Source organism: Brucella sp. IR068, from assembly GCF_049065885.1.
In the GTDB taxonomy this organism is placed as follows: Bacteria; Pseudomonadota; Alphaproteobacteria; order Rhizobiales; family Rhizobiaceae; genus Brucella; species Brucella intermedia.
Window position 1 is genome coordinate 245,572 of record NZ_JBAKHE010000005.1, and the last position, 20,413, is coordinate 265,984.

Consider the following 20,413-nt stretch of genomic DNA (forward strand, 5'->3'; position numbering starts at 1 on the left):
AACGGAATGAGCGAGATCGCTTTCCCTCAAGATACGATTTTTGCTTTGTCGAGCGGGCGTCTGCCGTCTGGCGTCGCTGTCGTGCGTATCTCCGGTCCACGAGTTCGATTCGTACTCGAAACGATAATTGGCGTCTTACCCGCGCCGCGTCACGCGGCCTATAAGCTGTTCCGTGCCCGTAATGGTGATCCGATTGATCACGGCCTGGTGCTCTTTTTCCCTGGTCCGAACAGCTTTACCGGTGAGGACTGCGCCGAATTTCATGCGCATGGCGGCAAGGCCGTCGTCGAAAGGCTCTTGGCGGAGCTTGGAGAAATCGCCGGATGCCGGATAGCGGAAGCCGGAGAGTTTACCCGAAGGGCGTTTTCCAATGGCAAGATGGATCTGACGATTGCCGAAGGTCTGGCCGATCTGATTGCGGCCGAAACCGAGGGACAAAGACGGCTTGCCTTGCAGGTCGCTTCCGGTACGCAGCGCGAGCTTTATACGGAATGGCGCCAGCGTCTTTTGCGTGCCCGTGCCTTTATCGAGGCTGAGCTTGATTTCGCTGATGAAAGCGATGTGCCGGGATCAGTCTCGGAGCAGGTCTGGCAATCCCTCGCCCTGCTCAGGACAGAGATCGAGAGCCATATTGCGAGCGGCAAACGCGCTTCCATGCTGCGCGATGGGCTGCATGTTGTTATCGTCGGCGCACCCAATGCGGGTAAATCCAGCCTGTTGAATTTTCTGGCTGGCCGCGAAGTGGCGATCATATCGGAAGAAGCGGGCACGACCCGCGACCTTCTCGAGGTCAAGCTCGATCTAGGCGGTATTCCGGTCTATGTGACGGACACGGCGGGCCTGCGCGAGACCGAAAGCGTGGTCGAAAAGATTGGCATTGAACGCGCTCGCGCCCGAATGGCCGATGCCGATCTGGTTTTGCTGCTTGAAGATATGAACGACCCCGTCGCGATTGGAACGGGTGAGAAGCCCGCCACTCTCTGGACGGTCGGTACTAAAGCCGACCTCAGCGAAAAGGCAGATGGCGGGTGGTCCTACCGCATCTCGACGAGAACGGGCCAGGGGCTCGATGCCTTGCTGACCGATCTGCAGAACTTTGCAGAAGCCCAGATTGGGCAGATCGAGGACGCAGTTCCTACGCGACAAAGGCATATTAGCCTTCTGCGATCCACTGTTGCGGAGATCGACAAGGCATTGAACGGAACCAATTTCCCGCTCGAGCTACGCGCAGAAAATATGCGTCTGGCGTCACAATATCTCGGGCGCATCACCGGCGATGTTGATGTGGAAGAAATACTCGACGTCATTTTCTCCCAGTTCTGCATCGGCAAATGATTCACGTGAAACAGGTGCATGACCTGCATTGAAGATTGTTTCACGTGAAACATCTGTGGAATCTCGCCGGAGCGATTGACTCGCTCATTCATTCATGAGTCGCGCTTTCGCCGGGATGATCGCACCATCAGCCGATTGGGTCTTCCGTTTGAAGTCCATTCGTGGCAAAGAGACATCTTTCTGAAACGGATTCGAGTTGCGTCAGGATGAACCTCATGAGTTCGACCGAAGCCACAGTCTTTGATGTCATTGTGATCGGCGGCGGCCACGCGGGATGCGAGGCGGCTTCCGCTGCTGCGCGCGCTGGCGCCAGAACCGCACTGGTGACGCATCGCTTTGATACTATTGGCGTTATGTCCTGCAATCCTGCGATTGGCGGATTGGGGAAGGGCCATCTTGTGCGCGAGATCGATGCGCTCGATGGTTTGATGGGCCGTGTCGCTGACGAAGCCGGCATCCAATTCCGCCTTTTGAATCGCCGGAAGGGCCCAGCCGTTCGCGGCCCTCGCACCCAGGCAGACCGAAAGCTTTATCGGCTTGCCATGCAGAAGATGATCGCCGCGCAGGACAATCTGTCGGTGGTCGAGGGCGGCGCCCATGATCTGCTGGAACAGGATGGGCGCATCACCGGTGTCATTCTGTCCGATGGGCGAACCCTGACATGCGGCGCTGTCGTCCTGACGACAGGCACGTTCCTGAATGGGTTGATCCATATCGGCGAGAAGAAGATTCCGGCTGGCCGCATGGGTGAAAAGCCCGCGCTTGGGCTTTCCGAACGTCTCACCTCCTTCGGTTTCGCGCTCGGGCGGCTCAAGACCGGCACGCCGCCGCGACTGGATGGCCGCACCATCGATTGGCAAAGCCTTGACATGCAGTCTGCCGATGAGGACCCGGTGCCGTTTTCGCTTATGACGGACCGGATCACCACGCCGCAGATCGACTGCGGCATTACCCGCACCACGCCGGAAACTCACGCTATCATTCGCGCCAATCTGCATCGCTCTGCCATGTATTCCGGTTCGATCGAGGGTATTGGGCCACGTTATTGTCCGTCTGTGGAAGACAAGATCGTCAAGTTTGGCGACCGTGACGGCCATCAGATCTTCCTGGAGCCGGAAGGGCTGGACGACGATACGGTCTATCCAAACGGTATTTCAACCTCGCTGCCGGAAGACGTGCAGCTCGACATATTGAAGACGATACCGGGGCTTGAAAAAGCAGTTATGCTGCAACCCGGCTATGCGATCGAATATGATTTCATCGATCCGCGTGAACTGAAGCGCAGCCTTGAAACCCGCAAAGTCACCGGCCTGTTTCTGGCCGGACAGATCAACGGCACGACCGGTTACGAAGAAGCGGGCGCGCAAGGATTGCTCGCTGGCATCAATGCTGCGCGTCGTGCTTCCGGCGGCGAGCCCGTCATTATCCAGCGCACCGAAGCCTATGTTGGCGTGATGGTTGACGACCTGACCTCGCGCGGGGTTAGTGAACCCTATCGCATGTTTACCTCGCGGGCCGAGTTCCGCCTGTCGCTTCGCGCGGATAATGCCGATCAGCGTCTTACACCGCTGGCGGACCGGCTTGGCATATTGGGACACGCCCGCAAGGAGCGTTTTGAAGCCCGCGAAGCGGCCTTGAGCAGGGCGCGGGCGCTGACCCAGTCGCTGACGATTACGCCCAATCTCGCCAAGCAATATGATCTGCATCTTAATCAGGATGGAGTTCGCCGGTCGGCCTATGATCTCCTGTCCTATCCCGAAATCGATCTGGATCGGTTGAAGCCTATCTGGCCCGAACTGGACGCCATCGATGCGATAGCGCGCGAAGCTCTGGAAATCGAAGCGCAATATGCCGTCTATATGGATCGGCAGAAAAGCGACATCGCGGTGATGGAGCGCGAGGAACAACTGCTCATTCCAGCCGGGTTGGACATTGACGGAATATCCGGTCTTTCCAACGAGTTGAAGCACAAGCTCAAGCAGCGCAAGCCGGAAACGATTGCCGAGGCACAGCGGGTTGACGGGATGACGCCGGCAGCGCTCGCGCTTCTTATCGCGCAGATCAAGAAGTTCGGTTATCGCAATAAGGCGGCTGCAGAACTCATTGAAGGGCAGGGCGCTGCATGAGCGCCGATACCCGCTTTGAAAGCCTGAAAGCAATCATACCCGCTGTTTCACGTGAAACAGCGGACCGTTTGATCGCCTTTGAAGAGCTGTTTCGCAAATGGTCCAAGGCGATCAACCTTGCCTCGCCTTCCACTTTGAACGAGCTTTGGACGCGCCATATTCTGGACAGCGCACAGCTTTTTCCGCTGGCGAGAGACGCCCGGAACTGGCTGGATATCGGCTCCGGTGGCGGTTTTCCCGGCATCGTGACGGCCTGTTTCCTTGCAGAGCAACCGGGCGGCGCTATCGATCTCATCGAAAGTGCGGGGAAAAAGGCGGCGTTCCTGCGCACCGCTGCGGGACATTTGAATGTCCCGGCACGGGTTCATTCGGCGCGTATTGAAACGATGTGGCAGAAAATCGAGACGCCGGACGTGGTTACCGCGCGGGCATTGGCTTCGCTCGATGATCTTTTCGGCCTGACAGAGCCATGGCTGACCAGGGGCGCAAAGGCCCTTTTCCAAAAAGGTCGGGATTATCAGCGCGAGATCGATGAAAGCCATGTCGGTTGGAGTTTCGATCTGGTACAACATCAAAGTGCTATCGATCAGGCTTCGGTCATACTCGAAATCACCAATCTTCGGCGCAAAGGCGCCTGAATAGCGGAAATTTCGAACGGGCGGACAGCAGCAAGGCGACGGTGATGAACAAAATGTCCAGGATCATAACCATTGCAAACCAGAAAGGCGGCGTGGGCAAGACGACCACTGCCATCAATCTGGCCACGGCATTGGCAGCGATTGGCGAGACCGTACTGATTGTCGATCTCGATCCGCAGGGTAATGCCAGCACCGGTCTTGGTATCGATCGTCGCAACCGGCCTCTGTCTTCCTATGACGTGCTGACGCAGGAAGCTTCGGTGCCCGATGCCGCCATGCCGACAGATGTTCCAAATCTCCACATCGTGCCGTCGACGCTCGATCTGCTTGGTATCGAAATGGAGATTGCCCAGTCAGCCGACCGCACACGGCGCTTGCGCGACGCTCTGCGCTTCGATTCTGCCGTGGCCGAACGCTTTTCTTATGTGCTGGTCGACTGCCCGCCTTCGCTCAATCTTCTGACATTGAATGCGATGGCTGCCGCCGATTCCGTTCTGGTGCCGCTGCAGTGCGAATTTTTTGCGCTGGAAGGCTTGAGCCAGCTTTTGCAGACGGTCGATCAGGTCCGCTCGACAATCAATCCCGAGCTTTCGATTCAGGGTATTGTGCTGACGATGTTCGACAGCCGCAACAATCTCGCGGCGCAGGTGGTGGATGATGTTCGCGCCTTTATGGGCGAAAAGGTCTATCGTACCGTCATTCCACGCAATGTGCGCGTTTCGGAAGCGCCTTCGCATGGAAAACCGGCAATTCTCTACGATCTGAAATGTGCCGGTAGCCAGGCTTATTTGCAGCTCGCATCGGAAGTGATCCAGCGCGAGCGGCAGTTACAGGCGGCATAGAACATGGCTCCGAAAAGTGGGAACGGTTTTCGGACAAAATCATGCGCAAACAACACCTTGGGGCGATTTAACTAAAGCAACCGCTCCAGATCGATTCGACGACGAAACAATCAGGAATAAGCCGAGCGATGAATGACGATCCTTCAAAAAAGCGCCTTGGCCGCGGATTAGCGGCGCTGATCGGTGAAATCGACCGCCCTGTGGAAGAGCGCAAGGCGCCCGTTCCCATTGAACGGAACGTCCCGATTGAGTTCGTCACGCGCAACCCGCGCAATCCGCGTCGCATGTTTTCGGAAGGCGAGCTGGAGGATCTGGCGCAGTCGATCAAGGAACACGGTGTCGTGCAGCCGATCGTCGTGCGCCCCGCACCCGGCCAGCCCGACCGGTTCGAGCTGATTGCCGGTGAACGCCGCTGGCGCGCATCGCAGCGGGCCGGTGTCGATACGATCCCGGTGATCGTTCGCGACGTCGATGACCGCGTGGCACTTGAGATCGCCATTATCGAAAACGTGCAGCGCGCCGACCTGAATGCGGTTGAAGAAGCGCTTGGGTATCAACAGCTTATCGACAATCACGACTATACGCAGAACGATCTGGCGCAGGTCATCGGCAAAAGCCGCAGCCATGTCGCCAACACGCTGCGCCTGTTGAAGCTGCCGCAGCCCGTGCAGGATTTCATTGTCGATGGAGCGCTTTCGGCAGGTCATGCGCGAAGCCTCATCACGATGGAAAACCCGACCGCGATGGCGGAACGGATCGTCAAGGATGGTCTGTCGGTCCGTCAGGTCGAGGCGCTGGCGCAGGCGGAAGCCCGTGGCGAAGCCAATGCCAGGCCAGTCAAGCCGGGCCCGGTTGAAAAGGATGCCGACACGAAGGCGCTGGAAAAGCTGCTTTCCGATGTTACCGGCATGAAGGTTGAAATCAATCATCGTGATCGCGGTGGAGAGGTCAAGATACGCTACAGTTCTCTTGAGCAGCTCGATGAGATTTGCCGCCGTCTCCAGAGTTGATTTACAAAACAATAGATGATGATGAAAGCTCGTTGCCATATTGGCGGCGAGCTTTTTTCGTTCATTTGAAAAAATACTTGAAGTTATTGATGGATCATTTCCTGTATCGCGAGTGGGAGTGCTCTATCCCTTTGTTTTTGCGCATTATCCAACGCAAACCGGCTCGCACTTTTGCTGGAAATGCTCTGTTATCGGCGCCCATTCCGCAGGGACTCGACGCTGATTGCCAGCAGGCACTGGCGAATGATGGGAATGGCAAGGCTCGCATTCTGGCGGCTTTCGAGAACGGCGCGCTGCAGGCGTTCCATGACGCGGGCAAGGCTGTCCCCGGTCCAGCGGCTGACGGCATTCTCGATCAGTTTCTTGCGGTTGAAGAAGATCGGCGGGCGGGCTGCAGCCACCACCACGGAAGCGCTTTTGCGCTCGGTGTCGGCAATATGGCGCAATGTCTGCACCTGCTGGAACTGGCGCATCGCCGTGTTGAGCAGCAGAAAGGGCGCCGTGCCGGATTTCACGACGCGATCGAAGGAAATTTCAAAACGTGGCAGGTCGCCAGCGAGAACCGCGTCGATCACCTCGTCGGTGGAAAGGCCCGCGACATCGCCCACCGCTTCGCGCACGTCATCGATATCGATGCGTTCCTTGCCGCGTGCATAAAGGCAGAGCTTTTCCAGTTCGCCGCGTGTGGCAAGACGATCACCGCCAAGGCTTGCGCGCAGAAGCTGGCGGCCGTCGAGCGTGATCTGCATTTTCCATTCGGCCAGAACATCATCGATGACGCCATCGATGCCGCGGCTGTCGTCGGAATAGCAGGGCAGCGCCATGCCCGCTGGCGCGTTTTCGACGGCGCTGCGCAAACCCGCACCCTTCTTCAGATCGCCCGCTTCCACCAGAACGAATGTTTCCTGCGGCGGCTCGGTCGCAAGCAGCTTGATCGCTTCGGCAAGCTTCTTCTGGCCGGCAGCATTCTTGATCCAGATCAGGCGCTGTCCGCCGAACATGGAGATGGTGCGGGCTTCGTCGGCGAGTTTCGCCGGATCGGCCTCGATTTCGTCGGCTTCCATGCGAATGACGGCAAACGGGTCATCCAGCGGCAATTTGCTGGCTTCGGCAAAACGGCGCGCACGTTCGCTCACCAGCCCCTTGTCCGGGCCATAAAGCAGCACGACCGGGAAAGAGCTCGTCGGTCTTGCCAGAAAACTATCGACTTCATTTGCTTTCTTCTGCGCCATGCAAACTCACTAGCGCAATTCGCCTTCAAACAAAACAGCCGCCGCTCAAACTGAACGACGGCCGGGAAACAAAGCTGTTTGCAAAACCTGAGTTTTTTTGAGCATGTCCTATTCGATCAGCAGCGCGTCATCGTCCAGCGTCTGGCCGCGCACCTTGCGGAACATGTCGATGAGGTCCTCGACGCCCAGCGTCTTGCGCTTGTCGCCGGTGACATCGAGCAGGATCTTGCCACCGTGCAGCATGATCGTCCGGTCGCCATAATCGAGCGCCTGACGCATGGAGTGCGTGACCATCAGCGCGGTCAGCTTGTTTTCGGCAATCAGCGTGCGGGTCAGTTCCATGACGAATTCGGCCATGCCGGGGTCAAGGGCCGCCGTGTGTTCGTCGAGCAGCAGAACCTCCGAGCCGGAAAGGGTCGCCATGATGAGCGAGAGGGCCTGACGCTGGCCGCCAGACAAGAGTTCCATGCGGTCATGCATGCGGTTTTCAAGCCCGAGATTGAGGCTTGCCACCCGCTCGCGGAACCAGGCGCGGCGTTTGGAATTGAGCGCGTGGGTGAGGCCGCGCGACTTGCCGCGCGAAGCTGCCAGCGCAAGATTTTCCTCGATCGTCAGCGTGCCGCAGCTTCCGGCCAGCGGATCCTGGAACACACGGGCCACCAGCCCGGCGCGGTCGGCGGTGGATTTGCGGGTCACGTCCTGCCCGGCGATGACGACCTTGCCGGCGGTGGGGATCACATCGCCCGCAAGAACGCCGAGCATGGTCGATTTGCCGGCACCGTTCGACCCGATGACGGTGACGAAGGAGCCCTTGTCCATGGTCAGGCTGATCTTGTTCAGGACCTGTTTTTCAAGCGGGGTGCCGCGACCGAAGACGACATCGAGATTGGAAAGTTCGATCATGCCGATGCTCCTCCGCGACGCAGGCGCGGCAATATCAGGGCGAAGGTGACGAGAAGGGCGGTCGCGATGTTGAGATCGGATGCCTGCAAGCCGAACGCCGATCCCTTGGAAAGCGCAAACTGGATGGCGATGCGATAGATGATCGAACCGAGCACGCAGCCAAGCAGGATGACCAGGATGAACCGGCTGCGCAGCAGCGTTTCACCGATGATGACCGCCGCAAGACCAACCACGATGGTGCCGGCCCCCGAGGTCACATCGGCAAAGCCGTTGGTCTGCGCGAAGAGCGCGCCGCCGAGCGCCACCAGAGCGTTGGAGAGCGCCATGCCGAGATAGATCTGCCGGTCGGTGCGCACACCTTGTGCGCGCGCCATTTTCGGATTGGCGCCGGTTGCGCGCATGGCAAGCCCCATGTCGCTTTCCAGAAAGCGCCAGACGATGAACACTGCGATGGCAACCAGCACGAACAGGAACAGCGGACGCACATAATATTCGGGGATGCCGTGGCCGAAGAACGGCGTCAGCATGGTGTCCTGGCTGATGAGGGAAATATTGGGTGCGCCCATGACGCGCAGATTGACCGAGAACAGCGCGATCATGGTCAGAATGGAGGCAAGAAGATTGAGAATCTTGAAGCGCACATTCAGCGTCGCGGTCACGAGCCCGGCGGCGGCACCGGCAATCATGGCGATGATCGCGGCGAGCCATGGATTCATGCCTCCAAGGATCAGCACGCCGGTTACGGCGGCGCCCAGCGGAAACGAACCGTCAACCGTCAGATCGGGGAAATCGAGGACACGGAACGCCAGATAGACGCCGATGGCTACAAATGCAAAGACGAGGCCCAATTCGACCGCACCCCAGAAGGCGATCTGACTCACAATGTCATTCCTTGTTTCTCGCCGTGACCAAACGAACGATTTCCGCTTCAGCGCGGCATCGATCATCGGCGTTGCGGAAACCGGAAATCCGGGTGTTCCGCTCGGCCAGCTTCAGTCACGACCGGTTTGTTCTGAGTTCGCTTCCGGTGTTCCTGCCACCTGAAACATTTCCCCGGTTTATGCTTGCAGCGAACCCGCATCCGACCGGGCGCAGCGCACTGCAAATTCCATTCACCGCATTGCTTGCGGTTTCTTGCTATATCGCTCTGGCGATACAACGCAAAACGCGGCAGCGCGCAAGCATTATCGCTGCAAGACCGCTAAAAAGCGCTATTCTGTGGGAGTGATACAACATCTGGCCAGGCTGATTTGGGTCACACTTCGGCGCGCGCTCGCCACAGCTCCCATGCGAAACGCGCCCGCACGCCGAGATCGAGGAAAGGCCGTGGCGGCAACCCGGTGGGGCTGCCAAGCTTGAGCATGTCGTCGATCAGCGGATTGTCGATATCGCAGGCCATGTCGGCGGCAAGAATGCCGCCAATCGTGCCCTTGGTGATGCCGACGCCGTTCTGGCAGAGCGATGTGTAGACATTCTTCGCAATCTGGCCGAAACCCGGCGCTCCATTGCGCGACAGGCAGATGAAGCCCGTCCATGTATGCTCCATATCGACATTGGGCAGCATGGGAAAACGCTCGTCGAAGAGGCGCTTGTGCTCACGCCTGACCGTTTCACGGCGCGCATCCGACTGGCGGAGCGACGGGCAGAAATGCACGTTCTGCCGCACCAGTATGCGCCGGTCCGAGGTGAGGCGCATGGTGATGCCGGAAAAGGAATTGGCGGGCGTCAGCCCCCATGGCGCGATTTCGCCAATGGCCTTGTATTCGTCGTCGGAAAGCTTGCGGCTCAGGCTGGCATGGGCGGCGAAGTTGAGGAGCTTTCGCCTGAAAAAGCCGAACTGCTCGCCAAAGCCATTGACCGTCAGGATCATGACAGGCGCCTGAATGCTGCCCTTTGCCGTCGTGATGTGGATGCGCTCGCCGTAATCGATCCTGGTGACCGCGGAATTTTCGTAAAGCGTGACATTGTCGGGCAGGCTGTCGGCGAGGCCGCGCACAAGGGCAGCCGGGTTCAGAAGCGACGTGCCATAGGTGAAGATCGCCGCCTTGAAATGGTTCGTGCCAAGCCTTTTGGCCAGTGCATCGCCTTCGAGCCAGTCGAAGGGTTCCTTGAGGCGTTCCAGTTCCCTGACGGTCGGCTCAAGAACCTCGCGCATGCCCTGATCGGAAACCGCTGCGTGAAATTTTCCATCCTGCCGCCAGTCGCAATCGATGCCATGCCGGTCGATCTGCTGTTTCAGATGATCGATGGCGGCGCGGGCGAGCGCACGATAGCTTTGCGACTTGGCCAGTTCCTCCATCGAGGAGCTGACATTGTGCGGCAGGTCGATGGCAAAGCCCGCAGCGCGGCCCGATGTGCCTTTCCCGACCTCCTGCGCATCGATCAATGCAATCCGGTCATTGGGACGGTTCCCGGCCAGCCGTCGCGCGGCCGCCACGCCCGCATAGCCCGCGCCGAGCACGATCCAGTCGGCCTTGATATCGCCTGCCAGCGCCGCCTTCGGCGTGCGGGTTGGCAATATCCTGCTCCAGCCATTGGTATTGTCGTCTGCGGGAAGAATGCGAATAGCGGGCATTTCGAAAACTCTGGTCAAATCCTGTCAAAGAAAAAGGCGGGGAGCGACCCCGCCTTTTTCCGTCATGCTGTGTGTCTAGTCGATCTTGCTGGTGGCGCGGTCGATCACGGCCTGCGGGAATTCGACGCCCATCTTCTTGGCGGCGCCAAGATTGATGACGAGATCGGTGCCCTTGGCGATGTCGACCGGAATGTCGCCCGGCTTTTCACCCTTGAGAACCTTCACCACGACGGCGCCGGTCTGCTTGCCGACATCGTAGTAGTTGAAGCCGAGCGCTGCCAGCGCGCCGCGCTTGACCGAATCCGTATCGGCGGTGAAGAGCGGCAGCTTGCTTTCCTCGGCGACGCCGACGGCGCTTTCCAGGGCCGAAACGATGGTGTTGTCGGTCGGCACATACATGGCATCGGCACGGCCGACGAGGGCACGGGCCGCGCCCTGGACTTCCGCCGACTTGGTGGCGGCCGATTCAACGATTTCGATGCCTTCGGCGGCAGCGGCTTCCTTCAGTGCCGCCAGCAGCGACACGGAATTGGTTTCACCGGAATTGTAGAGATAGCCGAGCTTCTTGATGTTCGGCATCACTTCCTTGATGAGCTTGATGTGCTCAGCCACGGGCGACATGTCGGACAGGCCGGTCACGTTGCCGCCGGGCTTCGCCATGTCCTTGACGAGCTGCGCGCCGACCGGATCGGAAACGGCGGTGAAGACGACAGGAATGTCGCGGGTGGCCGAAACGACGGCCTGCGCCGACGGCGTGGAGATCGGGACGATCACGTCCGGAGCTTCGCCGACGAACTGACGGGCGATCTGCGCTGCGGTCGCCGGGTTGCCCTGTGCGGACTGATAGACGAATTTGAGATTTTCGCCTTCCTTGAAGCCGGCTTCTGCCAGCGCGTCCTTCACGCCGTCGCGGGCGGCGTCGAGGGCGGGATGCTCCACGATGGCGGTCACGGTGACGGTGACGTCTTTGGCCTGTGCCGAGGTGGCGAGGGCCGTTGCGGCCAGCAAGCCCAGAAGCATAGCCTGAAATTTGGAACGCATGAAAATCTCCCCTGTTTTGGTGCGTTGCTTATCGGCAAACACCTTTTCTCCAATAACCTCAGATTGAAGGTTTATCCGCCTGTTTCGAGGCTTAATAGCGTCCGGATGCACTGTCAATGTACCGGACAAGGCGTGGGTATCGGGCAACTCATGGCGCGCGATAAAAAGCGGACGGAACAGAGGGTGCAAATACTGAACAGTGTGTTCCTTTCCGCGCCCTTCCATTCGTGGCGCGCGCCGCCATATTGGGCAGGAACAATCCTCTCGCCCGAATTCAGGGAACATCATCATGAAGAAGATCGGCTTTCTTTCCTTCGGCCACTGGTCGCCGTCTCCCCAGTCGGGAACCCGCTCGGCCAGCGACGCGCTTCTCCAATCCATCGATCTGGCGGTCGCCGCAGAGGAGCTGGGCGCGGATGGCGCCTATTTCCGCGTGCACCATTTCGCGCGCCAGCTTGCATCGCCCTTTCCGCTGCTCGCAGCCATTGGCGCGAAGACCAGCAGGATCGAGATCGGCACCGCCGTCATCGACATGCGGTATGAAAACCCGTTCTATATGGTCGAGGATGCCGGTGCCGCCGACCTGATTTCCAAGGGGCGGCTGCAACTCGGCATCAGCCGCGGCTCGCCGGAACAGGTGATCGATGGCTGGCGTTATTTCGGCTATGCGCCGGAAGAGGGCAAGAGCGATGCCGATATGGGTCGCCAGCATGGCGAGGTGTTCTTCGAAGCGCTGAAGGGGCAGGGCTTTGCACAGCCGAACCCGCGTCCGATGTTTCCGAACCCTCCCGGCCTGCTGCGGATCGAGCCGCATTCGGAAGGTCTTCGGGACCGTATCTGGTGGGGTGCGGCTTCGGATGCCACGGCTGTGTGGGCCGCAAAGCTCGGCATGAATCTGCAAAGCTCGACCTTGAAGAAGGACGAGTCAGGCGAGCCGCTGCACATCCAGCAGGCCAGGCAGATTCGTGCCTATCGCGAGGCCTGGAAGGAAGCCGGACATACGCGCACGCCGCGTGTTTCGGTGAGCCGCAGCATCTTCGCGCTGGTCGATGATCGCGACCGGGCCTATTTCGGCAATGGCGGCAAGGAGCAGGATTCCATCGGCTATATCGAGGAAGACCTGCGGGCCGTCTTCGGGCGGTCCTATGCTGCCGAGCCTGACCGGCTGATCGAGGAGCTGGCCAAAGACGAGGCGATTGCCGAGGCCGATACGCTGCTTCTGACCGTGCCGAACCAGCTTGGCGTCGAGTACAATGCCCATGTGATCGAAGCGATCCTCAAGCATGTTGCACCGGGGCTTGGCTGGCGGTGATTTGACGGGACAGGCGGCAACAGCCGCCTGTCTTTACGATATGCCATGAACGGCCAGAAGCTTTTTCATGCGGTGGATGGCAAGCTCCGGCTGGTCGAGCACATCGGCCTTGTCGGCAAGGCGGAATATGTCGGCATAATGCAGGATGCCGCGTGCCGACTGCATTCCGGCAGGCATGGTGAAATGGCTCTGGTGGCCGTTCAGCCAGGCGAGGAACACGACACCCGCCTTGTAATATTGCGTCGGTGCTTCAAAAATTCTTCGCGATAGCGGCACGGTCGGCTCGATGATCGCGCGGAAGCGGGCATTGTCGCCTGCGGCGAGCGCTGCAAGCGCGTTGGATGCCTGTGGGGCGACCGCATCGAAAATGCCGAGCAGGGCATGGCTGTGCCTGTTTCCGTCACCTTCGATCAGCGGCGCATAATTGAAATCATCGCCGGTGAAACACAGCACGCCTTTCGGCAGGCGGTTGCGCAAGGCGATTTCGTAGCGCTCCTCCAGCAGCGAAATCTTGATGCCTTCCACCTTGTCGCGATTGGCCTCGATGATGCCGATGACGGTATCCAGCGCTTCATCGAAATTTTTTGAACCCCAATAGCCTTTGAGCTGTGGATCGAACATGTCGCCCAGCCAGTGCAGCACGACCTTTTCGCGAGCCTGCGCCAGAATATGCCCATAGACCCTGGCATAATCGTCGGGCGATCTGGCGATGCGGGCCAGCGCCCGGCTTGCCATCAGGATGAAACGCCCGCCGTGCTTCTCGATGAAGCCTGCCTGTGTCTCATAAGCCCTGATAACGTCATCAAGGCTTTTTGTTTCCGCCGGATCAAGGTGGTCGGTGCCAGCACCAGAGGCAAGATCGGCACCCGCTACGCTTTTCGCTTCTGCCAAAGAGCGGCGGATCAGTTCCTGCGCGCCAGCCCAGTTCAGGCCCATGCCGCGCTGTGAGGTGTCCATTGCTTCGGCGATTTTGAAGCCGAGGCTCCACAGGTGATGGCGGAAAGCCATGGTCGCGTCCCAGTCGATGGCCGGGTCGTTCCACGGGCGGGCATCTTTCAGCGGATCGGAAACCACATGCGCTGCCGCATAGGCGATGCGGTTGAACTGCGGCGGGCTTGCCGGGCGCGGGGTTGGCTTGCCGCTCAGCGTGTAGGAAACACGGCTCCCGTTGCCATCCGGCAAGATCAGTTGCTGGTCGTTCATGCCCATGATCGCTCCTCCGCTTGTCAGCCGATTTTTAGTTTAGAACGTTCCAAATGGCAATCCCGTCGAAAATTGCGGCAGAAATGTGATTTTACGGGGTTTGCACCTAAAATACGTGTTTCAGCAGAAAATTGGCACTAGAAACCAACGCAAATTGTGGCGAACACATGGCAAATGACGGTTTTCCGCTCTGCTCTTGACAGTATTGGAACGTTCCAATTAAATGAGCCGCATAAACCGGAGCAAGTCATGAGCAAGAGCAGCGTCACCGTTATCGATATTGCACGCGAGGCTGGCGTGTCGAAATCGACCGTGTCGCTGGTGCTGCGTGACAGTCCGCTGGTTCATGCTGACACCCGGGTCAAGGTGCAGGAGGCGATCGAGAAACTGGGTTATGTCTATAACCGTTCCGCCGCCAATCTGCGCCAGTCGAATTCGAGGATCGTCGGTCTTGTGGTCAATGATCTGACCAACAGTTTCTTTGCCGAACTGGCCGTTGGCGTGGATCGCGTCATGCAGTCGGCTGGCTATGTGCAGTTTCTGGCCAATACGGCGGAAAGCATCGATCGGCAGCGCGAGGTGATTGCCTCGATGCGCGAACATGGCATTGCCGGGCTGATTGTTTCGCCAGCGCGCGGGACCGAGGCGAACGATCTGAAACCATTGGCGAAAAGCGGCCTGCCGGTTGTGCAGATGGTGCGCGATGTGCCGGGATCGGGTGTTTCTTCCATCGTGTCGGACAATCGCGGCGGCGTGGCAAAGGCGGTCGAGCATCTGGTGTCGCTCAGGCATCGCGCCATCGCTTTCATGGGCGGTTATGCCGATACGGCGGTGTTTGCGGAGCGTGTCGCGGGTTATCGCGCCGGGCTGGAGCAGGCCGGAATTGCCTTTGATGATGCGCTGGTCTTTGCAAGCGCTCCGTCCCGCGCCGGCGGCGTTGAGGTGGTGGAACAGATGCTGCGGCATGGCATGAAGCCCACGGCGGCGGTGTGCTTTAATGATGCGGTGGCTTTCGGCGTCTGCGACGGGCTGCGGGCCGCCAATCTTGAGCCGGGCCGGGATTTTGGCGTGGTTGGTTTTGACGATGTGATCGAAGCCAAAACCGCTGTTCCGGCGCTGACGACTGTGGCTGTTGATCCGCAAGGCTTGGGAGAACGTGCGGCGCAGCTTTTGCTGAAACAGATCAATTCGGAACGGGTGGAGGCGGAGGCGCAGCGCCTGTCGGTGCGCCTTGCGGTGCGGGCAAGTTGCGGTGCGCCATTGCGGAAACAGGAGGAGAAACTCGAATGGCAAAGTGGGGCCTTATAGGCGCAAGCACGATTGCGAAGGAATGGGTGATCGGAGCCATTCGCGCCACCGGTGGCGAGGTCGTTTCTGTTTACAGCACCAATGCCGGGCGCGGTGAAACTTATGCCCGCGAAAACGGCATATCCCGCTCCGTGACCAGCCTTGAAGCGCTTTTGTCCGACCCTGAAATCGATGCCGTCTATATCTCCACCACCAATGAACTGCACCGCGATCAGGCGATTGCCGCGGCACAAGCGGGCAAGCATATACTTTGCGAAAAGCCACTGGCGCTGACGATTGATGACGCGCACCAGATGCTGAAAGCCGTGCGCGAGGCGGGTGTCGTGGCCGGCACCAACCATCATTTGCGCAATGGCGCAAGCCACCGCGCCATGCGTGATGCCATTGCTGCGGGCAAGATCGGCAAGGTGCTGGGTGCGCGGGTTTTCCATGCGGTCTATCTGCCGCCGCACTTGCAAGGCTGGCGCATCGAGCGGCCCGATGCGGGCGGCGGCGTGATCCTCGATATTACCGTGCATGATGCCGATACGCTGCGCTTCGTGCTGGGTGAAAACCCGGTCGAAGCGGTGGCTTTCAGCCAGCAGGGAGGCCTAAGCGGTCACGGGCTGGAAGACGGCGTGATGGGTGTGCTGCGCTTTCCTTCCGGCGCGATTGCCCAGTTCCACGATGCCTTCACCACCAAATATGCCGAAACCGGCTTCGAGGTGCATGGCAGCGAAGGCTCGCTCATTGCGCGCAATGTCATGACGCAAAAGCCGGTTGGGAGCGTCATCCTGCGCGATCACAACGGCGAGCATGAACTGCCGCTCGACCAGAAAAATCTCTACGAAACCGCCTTGCATTCTTTCCACAATGCCATTGCGGGCAGGGGCCAGCCATCGGCCACTTTGGAGGACGGCATCTGGTCGCTGGCGACCGGGCTTGCCGTCATGCAAGCCGTAAAGACCGGCAAGGCCACCGCCGTTCATTCAGGACTTTGAGAATTATGAGCAAGCATATTTCATTTCCAGAAGCCGCTTCCCTTATTCCCGACAATGCCATCGTTTCGGTTTCTTCATCGAGCGGGCTCGGCTGTCCGGATATGATGCTGAAAGCCATTGGCGAACGGTTTGACGAAACCGGCCATCCCCAAAACATCACCACGCTGCACCCGATTGCGGCGGGCGATATGAGCGGCATCAAGGGTGTCGATTACATCGCCAAGAAGGGGCTTTTGAAAAAGATCATCGGCGGGTCCTATCCGTCCGGGCCGTCAAGCGCAGAGCCGCCGCTGATCTGGCAGATGATCACCAATAACGAGATTCCGGCCTATAATATCCCGTCCGGCATTCTGTTCGACATGCACCGTGAGGCTGCTGCCAGGCGCCCCGGCGTGCTGACCAAGGTGGGGCTTGATACCTTTGTCGATCCCAAGCGTCAGGGGTCGGCGATGAACGACAAGGCGCGAGAGGAACCGGTCGTCAAGCATGTCAGCTTTGAGGGCGAGGACTGGCTCTATTTCCCCAATATCGTGCCGCATGTCGCGATCATCCGCGCCACCACCGCGGATGAACGCGGCAACCTTACCTATGAACATGAGGGCGCCTATCTGGGCGGTCTGGATCAGGCGCTGGCGGCGCGCAACAATGGCGGCATTGTCATTGCGCAGGTCAAGCGCATCGCCAAGGAAGGCACGCTGAAGCCGCATGATGTGCGGGTGCCGGGCGTTCTGGTCGATTATATCGTGGTTGACCCCGATCAGAAGCAAACGACGCAGACGCTTTATGATCCGGCGATTTCCGGCGAGATTTTCCGCCCGCTCGATACGTTCCGTCTGCCCGAATTCAATATCCAGAAGGCGATTGCGCGGCGTGTCGCGCAGGAATTGCAGGCGGGCAGCGCGGTCAATCTCGGCTTCGGCATTTCCGCCAATGTGCCGCGCATTCTGCTGGAAGAGGGCCTGCATGGTGCCGTGACATGGGTGATAGAGCAGGGGGCGGTCGGCGGGGTGCCGCTTCTGGATTTTGCCTTTGGCTGCGCCTCCAATGCCGATGCCTATATGCCGTCGCCCTATCAGTTCACCTATTTTCAGGGCGCGGGCTTTGATGCCTCGCTTCTGTCCTTCCTTGAGATCGGGCGTGACGGCTCGGTCAATGTGTCGAAGCTGTCATTCCGTCCGCATGTGACGGCGGGTGCGGGCGGCTTTGTTGATATTACATCAAGGGCAAAGAAGGTCGTCTTTTCCGGCATGTTCAACGCCGGTGCGAAATTGTCGGTCATGGACGGAAAACTGGTGATCGAGAAGGAAGGCAAGCTCAAAAAGCTGGTTAATGCGGTCGAGCATGTCACCTTCTCCGGCCCGCGTGGCGTCGCGCAGGGACAGGACATTACCTATGTTACCGAACGGGCGGTGATGAAGCTTGCGCCGGAAGGCATTGTGCTGACCGAAATCGCGCCGGGTGTGGATTTGCAGGCGCATGTTCTGGATCAGGCCGAGTTTCCGCTGATTGTCTCGGACAAGCTCAAGACCATGGATGAGGCACTGTTCCGCGAAGAACCAATCGGGCTGGAATTGCCGCAAATGCCTGCGCGAAAGCTGGAGGCATAAATGGCTCAACGGATAGAAATCTCGGTCGAAAACCACATCGCCGTCATGACGATCAAGCGGCCTGAAAAGCTCAATGCCTTTGATATTGAATTGTTGCAGGAATTGTCTGCCGCCTGTGACCGGATGGAGGCTGACAGCAGCGTCCGGGTTGCGATCCTGACCGGCGAGGGTAAGGCCTTTTCCGCGGGCGGCGACATCAAGGCCTGGGGCGGCATGGAACCGCAGGAGTTCGGCCATGCATGGGTGCGCTATGGTCATCGCGTGTTCGAGCGGTTGGCGACTTTGCGTATGCCGCTGATCGCGGCGATGAACGGTCATGCGCTTGGCGGTGGGCTGGAACTGGCAGGTGCTGCCGATATTCGCATTGTTGAAAAGCAGGCCAAGATTGGCCTGCCGGAAACTTCGCTTGGCATGGTGCCCGGCTGGTCGGGCACGCAGCGCCTTGTGCGTCGTTTTGGGGCGCAGATCGTGCGTCGCATGGTGCTGGGCGGCGAAATGTTCACAGCCACAGAAGCGCTTTCTCATGGGCTTGTCGATGCCGTTGTGGAAACGGGCGCGGCCTTGCAGGCAGCATTGGATTATGCGGCGCGGGTGGCCAAACGCGGGCCCGCAGCGCTCGAAATTTCCAAACTGATGCTGTCCGTCGCCAATGGCGAGGACAATGGCACGGCGGTTGAGGCGCTGGGTTCCATCCTCGTCGCCAAGACCGGCGATCTGAAGGAAGGCGTGCGCTCCTTTGCCGAAAAGCGCGAAGCGAATTTTGAAGGGAAATGGTAATGAGCATGATCGTAAAGCCGCAGCCGTTGACCGGGCTGGAAGTCCGCGAATTCTCCATGCTGATCGATGGCAAATGGGTGCAAAGTGAGAGCGGCCAGACGATTGACCGCGTGGCCCCCGGCCATGGCGTTACCGTCAGCCGTTATCCGGCGGGAAACAAGGCCGATGTGGAACGCGCCGTGGCGGCTGCGCGCAAGGCGTTTGACGATGGGCGCTGGTCTTCCAAAACTGCCTCGCAGCGCTCGCTGGTGCTGCTGAACGCTGCCGATCTGATCGAGGCGCGGGCGGAAGAACTTGCCTATCTCGATGCGATTGAAGCCGGCAAACCAATTTCGCAGGTGCGCGGCGAGATTGCCGGTTCTGTTGACATTTGGCGCTATGCCGCCGCACTCGCGCGTGATCTGCATGGCGAAAGCTACAACACGCTGGGCGATGGCACCCTGGGCGTCGTGCTGCGCGAGGCGATCGGCGTCGTTTCCATCATCACACCGTGGAATTTCCCGTTCCTGATCGTCGGCCAAAAGCTGCCTTTCGCGCTTGCTGCGGGCTGCACGGCGGTGGTGAAGCCTTCGGAGTTGACTTCAGGTTCGACGCTGGTGCTGGGCGAAATTCTGGCCGAAGCGGGGGTTCCCGACGGCGTGGTCAACATTATCACCGGAACGGGTGCCGATGTCGGCCAGCATATGAGCACACACCAGCAAGTCGATATGGTGTCGTTCACCGGCTCCACGGGCGTGGGCAAGCTGACCATGGCCAATGCCGCGCAAACGCTGAAAAAAGTGTCGCTGGAGCTTGGCGGCAAGAACCCGCAAATCCTGTTCCCGGATGCGGATATGGATGCCTTCATCGATGCGGCTGTGTTCGGCGCATGGTTCAATGCGGGCGAATGCTGCAATGCCGGGTCGCGGCTGATCGTGCATCGCTCGATTGTCGATGAGATTGTCGAGCGGGTGGCCGATCTGTCGAAAAAGGTGATCGTTGGCGATCCGCTCGATGTCAGCACGCAGGTTGGCGCGATCATCACGCCGCAACATCTCGCCAAGGTCGGCGCCTATGTCGATCAGGCCAGAAAGGCGGGTGCCGCAATCGCCCATGGCGGCGATGTTCTGGATCTGGGCCTTGGCCAATATATGGGGCCGACCATCATTGCAGGCGTGAAGGCGGATATGGCCGTGGCGCGTGAGGAAGTGTTCGGGCCGGTTCTGTCGGTGTTTTCCTTCGATACGGTGGATGAGGCGATCTCCATTGCCAATGCGGTTGATTACGGGCTTTCCGCAGGTGTTTGGAGCCGTGATTTCGATACCTGCATGAGCATTGGCCGCAAGGTGCGGGCCGGTACGGTCTGGATGAACACCTTCATGGACGGCACGCCGGAGCTGCCTTTCGGCGGTTATCGCCAGTCGGGTCTGGGCCGCGAGCTGGGGCGTCATGCGGTGGAGGATTATACCGAAACCAAGACGCTCAACATGCATATCGGCGCGCGGACGGGCTGGTGGATGCCGCAAGCAAAGTAGGGAGTGACGG

The 20,413-nt window shown here is 59.3% G+C and carries 18 protein-coding genes; 12 read left to right on the top strand and 6 right to left on the bottom strand.

Annotated features, from left to right (window positions below; genetic code table 11):
- Positions 1 to 6 precede the first annotated feature (6 nt).
- The 5 genes from mnmE (at position 7) to ACOWVS_RS10915 (ending at position 5,951) form a co-directional block, all read left to right on the top strand.
- Positions 7 to 1,335: a tRNA uridine-5-carboxymethylaminomethyl(34) synthesis GTPase MnmE gene (mnmE, locus tag ACOWVS_RS10895; RefSeq protein WP_075041814.1), complete on the top strand. Its 1,329-nt coding sequence runs from the start codon at positions 7 to 9 to the stop codon at positions 1,333 to 1,335.
- 215 nt (positions 1,336 to 1,550) lie between these two features.
- Positions 1,551 to 3,461, top strand: a complete 1,911-nt coding sequence (gene mnmG / locus ACOWVS_RS10900; protein ID WP_075041833.1) for a tRNA uridine-5-carboxymethylaminomethyl(34) synthesis enzyme MnmG — start codon at positions 1,551 to 1,553, stop codon at positions 3,459 to 3,461.
- Positions 3,458 to 4,099, top strand: coding sequence for a 16S rRNA (guanine(527)-N(7))-methyltransferase RsmG (gene rsmG, locus ACOWVS_RS10905; protein WP_063619799.1), 642 nt, complete (start codon positions 3,458 to 3,460; stop codon positions 4,097 to 4,099). Before mnmG ends, rsmG begins: the two co-directional genes overlap by 4 nt.
- Before the next feature lie 44 nt (positions 4,100 to 4,143).
- Positions 4,144 to 4,941 carry a ParA family protein gene (locus ACOWVS_RS10910; protein ID WP_006470999.1) on the top strand — a complete coding sequence of 266 codons (798 nt, stop codon included), beginning with the start codon at positions 4,144 to 4,146 and terminating at the stop codon, positions 4,939 to 4,941.
- Positions 4,942 to 5,069: 128 nt separating this feature from the next.
- Positions 5,070 to 5,951, top strand: a complete 882-nt coding sequence (locus ACOWVS_RS10915; protein ID WP_063619798.1) for a ParB/RepB/Spo0J family partition protein — start codon at positions 5,070 to 5,072, stop codon at positions 5,949 to 5,951.
- Between the two features lie 188 nt (positions 5,952 to 6,139).
- Here ACOWVS_RS10915 and holA read toward each other — a convergent pair whose 3' ends face one another.
- The 3 genes from holA to ACOWVS_RS10930 form a co-directional block, all read right to left on the bottom strand.
- Positions 6,140 to 7,183 carry a DNA polymerase III subunit delta gene (holA, locus tag ACOWVS_RS10920; protein ID WP_063619797.1) on the bottom strand — a complete coding sequence of 348 codons (1,044 nt, stop codon included), beginning with the start codon at positions 7,181 to 7,183 and terminating at the stop codon, positions 6,140 to 6,142.
- Between the two features lie 108 nt (positions 7,184 to 7,291).
- On the bottom strand, positions 7,292 to 8,086 hold the full coding sequence (locus ACOWVS_RS10925) for an ABC transporter ATP-binding protein (RefSeq protein WP_021587534.1): 795 nt from the start codon (positions 8,084 to 8,086) through the stop codon (positions 7,292 to 7,294).
- The gene (locus ACOWVS_RS10930) at positions 8,083 to 8,967 is read right to left on the bottom strand and encodes an ABC transporter permease (RefSeq protein WP_006468035.1); all 885 of its coding nucleotides are present in this window, start codon (positions 8,965 to 8,967) and stop codon (positions 8,083 to 8,085) included. The genes ACOWVS_RS10925 and ACOWVS_RS10930 overlap by 4 nt, the downstream gene beginning before the upstream one ends.
- Before the next feature lie 11 nt (positions 8,968 to 8,978).
- Between ACOWVS_RS10930 and ACOWVS_RS10935 the strand changes: the two genes are divergently transcribed.
- Complete coding sequence (locus tag ACOWVS_RS10935; protein ID WP_128006136.1) at positions 8,979 to 9,314, top strand: hypothetical protein; 336 nt, start codon at positions 8,979 to 8,981, stop codon at positions 9,312 to 9,314.
- A gap of 27 nt (positions 9,315 to 9,341) precedes the next feature.
- On the opposite strand, the gene ACOWVS_RS10940 is transcribed toward ACOWVS_RS10935, so the two are convergent.
- Both ACOWVS_RS10940 and ACOWVS_RS10945 read right to left on the bottom strand, forming a co-directional pair.
- Entirely contained in the window at positions 9,342 to 10,661 is a 1,320-nt protein-coding gene (locus ACOWVS_RS10940) for an NAD(P)/FAD-dependent oxidoreductase (RefSeq protein WP_063619795.1), read from the bottom strand.
- 75 nt (positions 10,662 to 10,736) lie between these two features.
- The gene (locus ACOWVS_RS10945) at positions 10,737 to 11,702 is read right to left on the bottom strand and encodes an ABC transporter substrate-binding protein (RefSeq protein WP_006470995.1); all 966 of its coding nucleotides are present in this window, start codon (positions 11,700 to 11,702) and stop codon (positions 10,737 to 10,739) included.
- A gap of 289 nt (positions 11,703 to 11,991) precedes the next feature.
- Here ACOWVS_RS10945 and ACOWVS_RS10950 point away from each other — a divergent pair, with 289 nt between their 5' ends.
- Entirely contained in the window at positions 11,992 to 13,014 is a 1,023-nt protein-coding gene (locus ACOWVS_RS10950; RefSeq protein ID WP_025089888.1) for an LLM class flavin-dependent oxidoreductase, read from the top strand.
- Positions 13,015 to 13,047: 33 nt separating this feature from the next.
- Here ACOWVS_RS10950 and ACOWVS_RS10955 read toward each other — a convergent pair whose 3' ends face one another.
- Positions 13,048 to 14,217 carry a dihydrodipicolinate synthase family protein gene (locus ACOWVS_RS10955; protein ID WP_063620051.1) on the bottom strand — a complete coding sequence of 390 codons (1,170 nt, stop codon included), beginning with the start codon at positions 14,215 to 14,217 and terminating at the stop codon, positions 13,048 to 13,050.
- Positions 14,218 to 14,466: 249 nt separating this feature from the next.
- Between ACOWVS_RS10955 and ACOWVS_RS10960 the strand changes: the two genes are divergently transcribed.
- From ACOWVS_RS10960 to ACOWVS_RS10980, 5 genes are read left to right on the top strand one after another with little or no spacing between them, the layout of a single operon-like run.
- The gene (locus tag ACOWVS_RS10960; protein WP_063619794.1) at positions 14,467 to 15,525 is read left to right on the top strand and encodes a LacI family DNA-binding transcriptional regulator; all 1,059 of its coding nucleotides are present in this window, start codon (positions 14,467 to 14,469) and stop codon (positions 15,523 to 15,525) included.
- Complete coding sequence (locus tag ACOWVS_RS10965) at positions 15,504 to 16,505, top strand: Gfo/Idh/MocA family protein (RefSeq protein ID WP_063881789.1); 1,002 nt, start codon at positions 15,504 to 15,506, stop codon at positions 16,503 to 16,505. Before ACOWVS_RS10960 ends, ACOWVS_RS10965 begins: the two co-directional genes overlap by 22 nt.
- Before the next feature lie 5 nt (positions 16,506 to 16,510).
- Complete coding sequence (locus tag ACOWVS_RS10970) at positions 16,511 to 18,112, top strand: acyl CoA:acetate/3-ketoacid CoA transferase (RefSeq protein WP_063619792.1); 1,602 nt, start codon at positions 16,511 to 16,513, stop codon at positions 18,110 to 18,112.
- Positions 18,113 to 18,889, top strand: a complete 777-nt coding sequence (locus tag ACOWVS_RS10975; protein WP_063619791.1) for an enoyl-CoA hydratase/isomerase family protein — start codon at positions 18,113 to 18,115, stop codon at positions 18,887 to 18,889.
- A complete protein-coding gene (locus tag ACOWVS_RS10980; RefSeq protein ID WP_075041812.1) occupies positions 18,883 to 20,403 on the top strand; it encodes an aldehyde dehydrogenase family protein in 1,521 nt (506 codons plus the stop codon). The genes ACOWVS_RS10975 and ACOWVS_RS10980 overlap by 7 nt, the downstream gene beginning before the upstream one ends.
- The last annotated feature ends 10 nt before the right edge of the window (positions 20,404 to 20,413 follow it).

Coding starts and splice junctions, on each gene's coding strand:
- ACOWVS_RS10945 (WP_006470995.1), bottom strand. CDS start 11,702: ATGCGTTCCAAATTTCAGGCTATGCTTCTGGGCTTGCTGGCCGCAACG.
- ACOWVS_RS10980 (WP_075041812.1), top strand. CDS start 18,883: ATGGTAATGAGCATGATCGTAAAGCCGCAGCCGTTGACCGGGCTGGAA.
- ACOWVS_RS10910 (WP_006470999.1), top strand. CDS start 4,144: ATGAACAAAATGTCCAGGATCATAACCATTGCAAACCAGAAAGGCGGC.
- ACOWVS_RS10965 (WP_063881789.1), top strand. CDS start 15,504: ATGGCAAAGTGGGGCCTTATAGGCGCAAGCACGATTGCGAAGGAATGG.
- ACOWVS_RS10960 (WP_063619794.1), top strand. CDS start 14,467: ATGAGCAAGAGCAGCGTCACCGTTATCGATATTGCACGCGAGGCTGGC.
- mnmG (WP_075041833.1), top strand. CDS start 1,551: ATGAGTTCGACCGAAGCCACAGTCTTTGATGTCATTGTGATCGGCGGC.
- ACOWVS_RS10950 (WP_025089888.1), top strand. CDS start 11,992: ATGAAGAAGATCGGCTTTCTTTCCTTCGGCCACTGGTCGCCGTCTCCC.
- holA (WP_063619797.1), bottom strand. CDS start 7,183: ATGGCGCAGAAGAAAGCAAATGAAGTCGATAGTTTTCTGGCAAGACCG.
- ACOWVS_RS10975 (WP_063619791.1), top strand. CDS start 18,113: ATGGCTCAACGGATAGAAATCTCGGTCGAAAACCACATCGCCGTCATG.
- ACOWVS_RS10955 (WP_063620051.1), bottom strand. CDS start 14,217: ATGAACGACCAGCAACTGATCTTGCCGGATGGCAACGGGAGCCGTGTT.
- ACOWVS_RS10970 (WP_063619792.1), top strand. CDS start 16,511: ATGAGCAAGCATATTTCATTTCCAGAAGCCGCTTCCCTTATTCCCGAC.
- ACOWVS_RS10940 (WP_063619795.1), bottom strand. CDS start 10,661: ATGCCCGCTATTCGCATTCTTCCCGCAGACGACAATACCAATGGCTGG.
- ACOWVS_RS10925 (WP_021587534.1), bottom strand. CDS start 8,086: ATGATCGAACTTTCCAATCTCGATGTCGTCTTCGGTCGCGGCACCCCG.
- mnmE (WP_075041814.1), top strand. CDS start 7: ATGAGCGAGATCGCTTTCCCTCAAGATACGATTTTTGCTTTGTCGAGC.
- rsmG (WP_063619799.1), top strand. CDS start 3,458: ATGAGCGCCGATACCCGCTTTGAAAGCCTGAAAGCAATCATACCCGCT.
- ACOWVS_RS10915 (WP_063619798.1), top strand. CDS start 5,070: ATGAATGACGATCCTTCAAAAAAGCGCCTTGGCCGCGGATTAGCGGCG.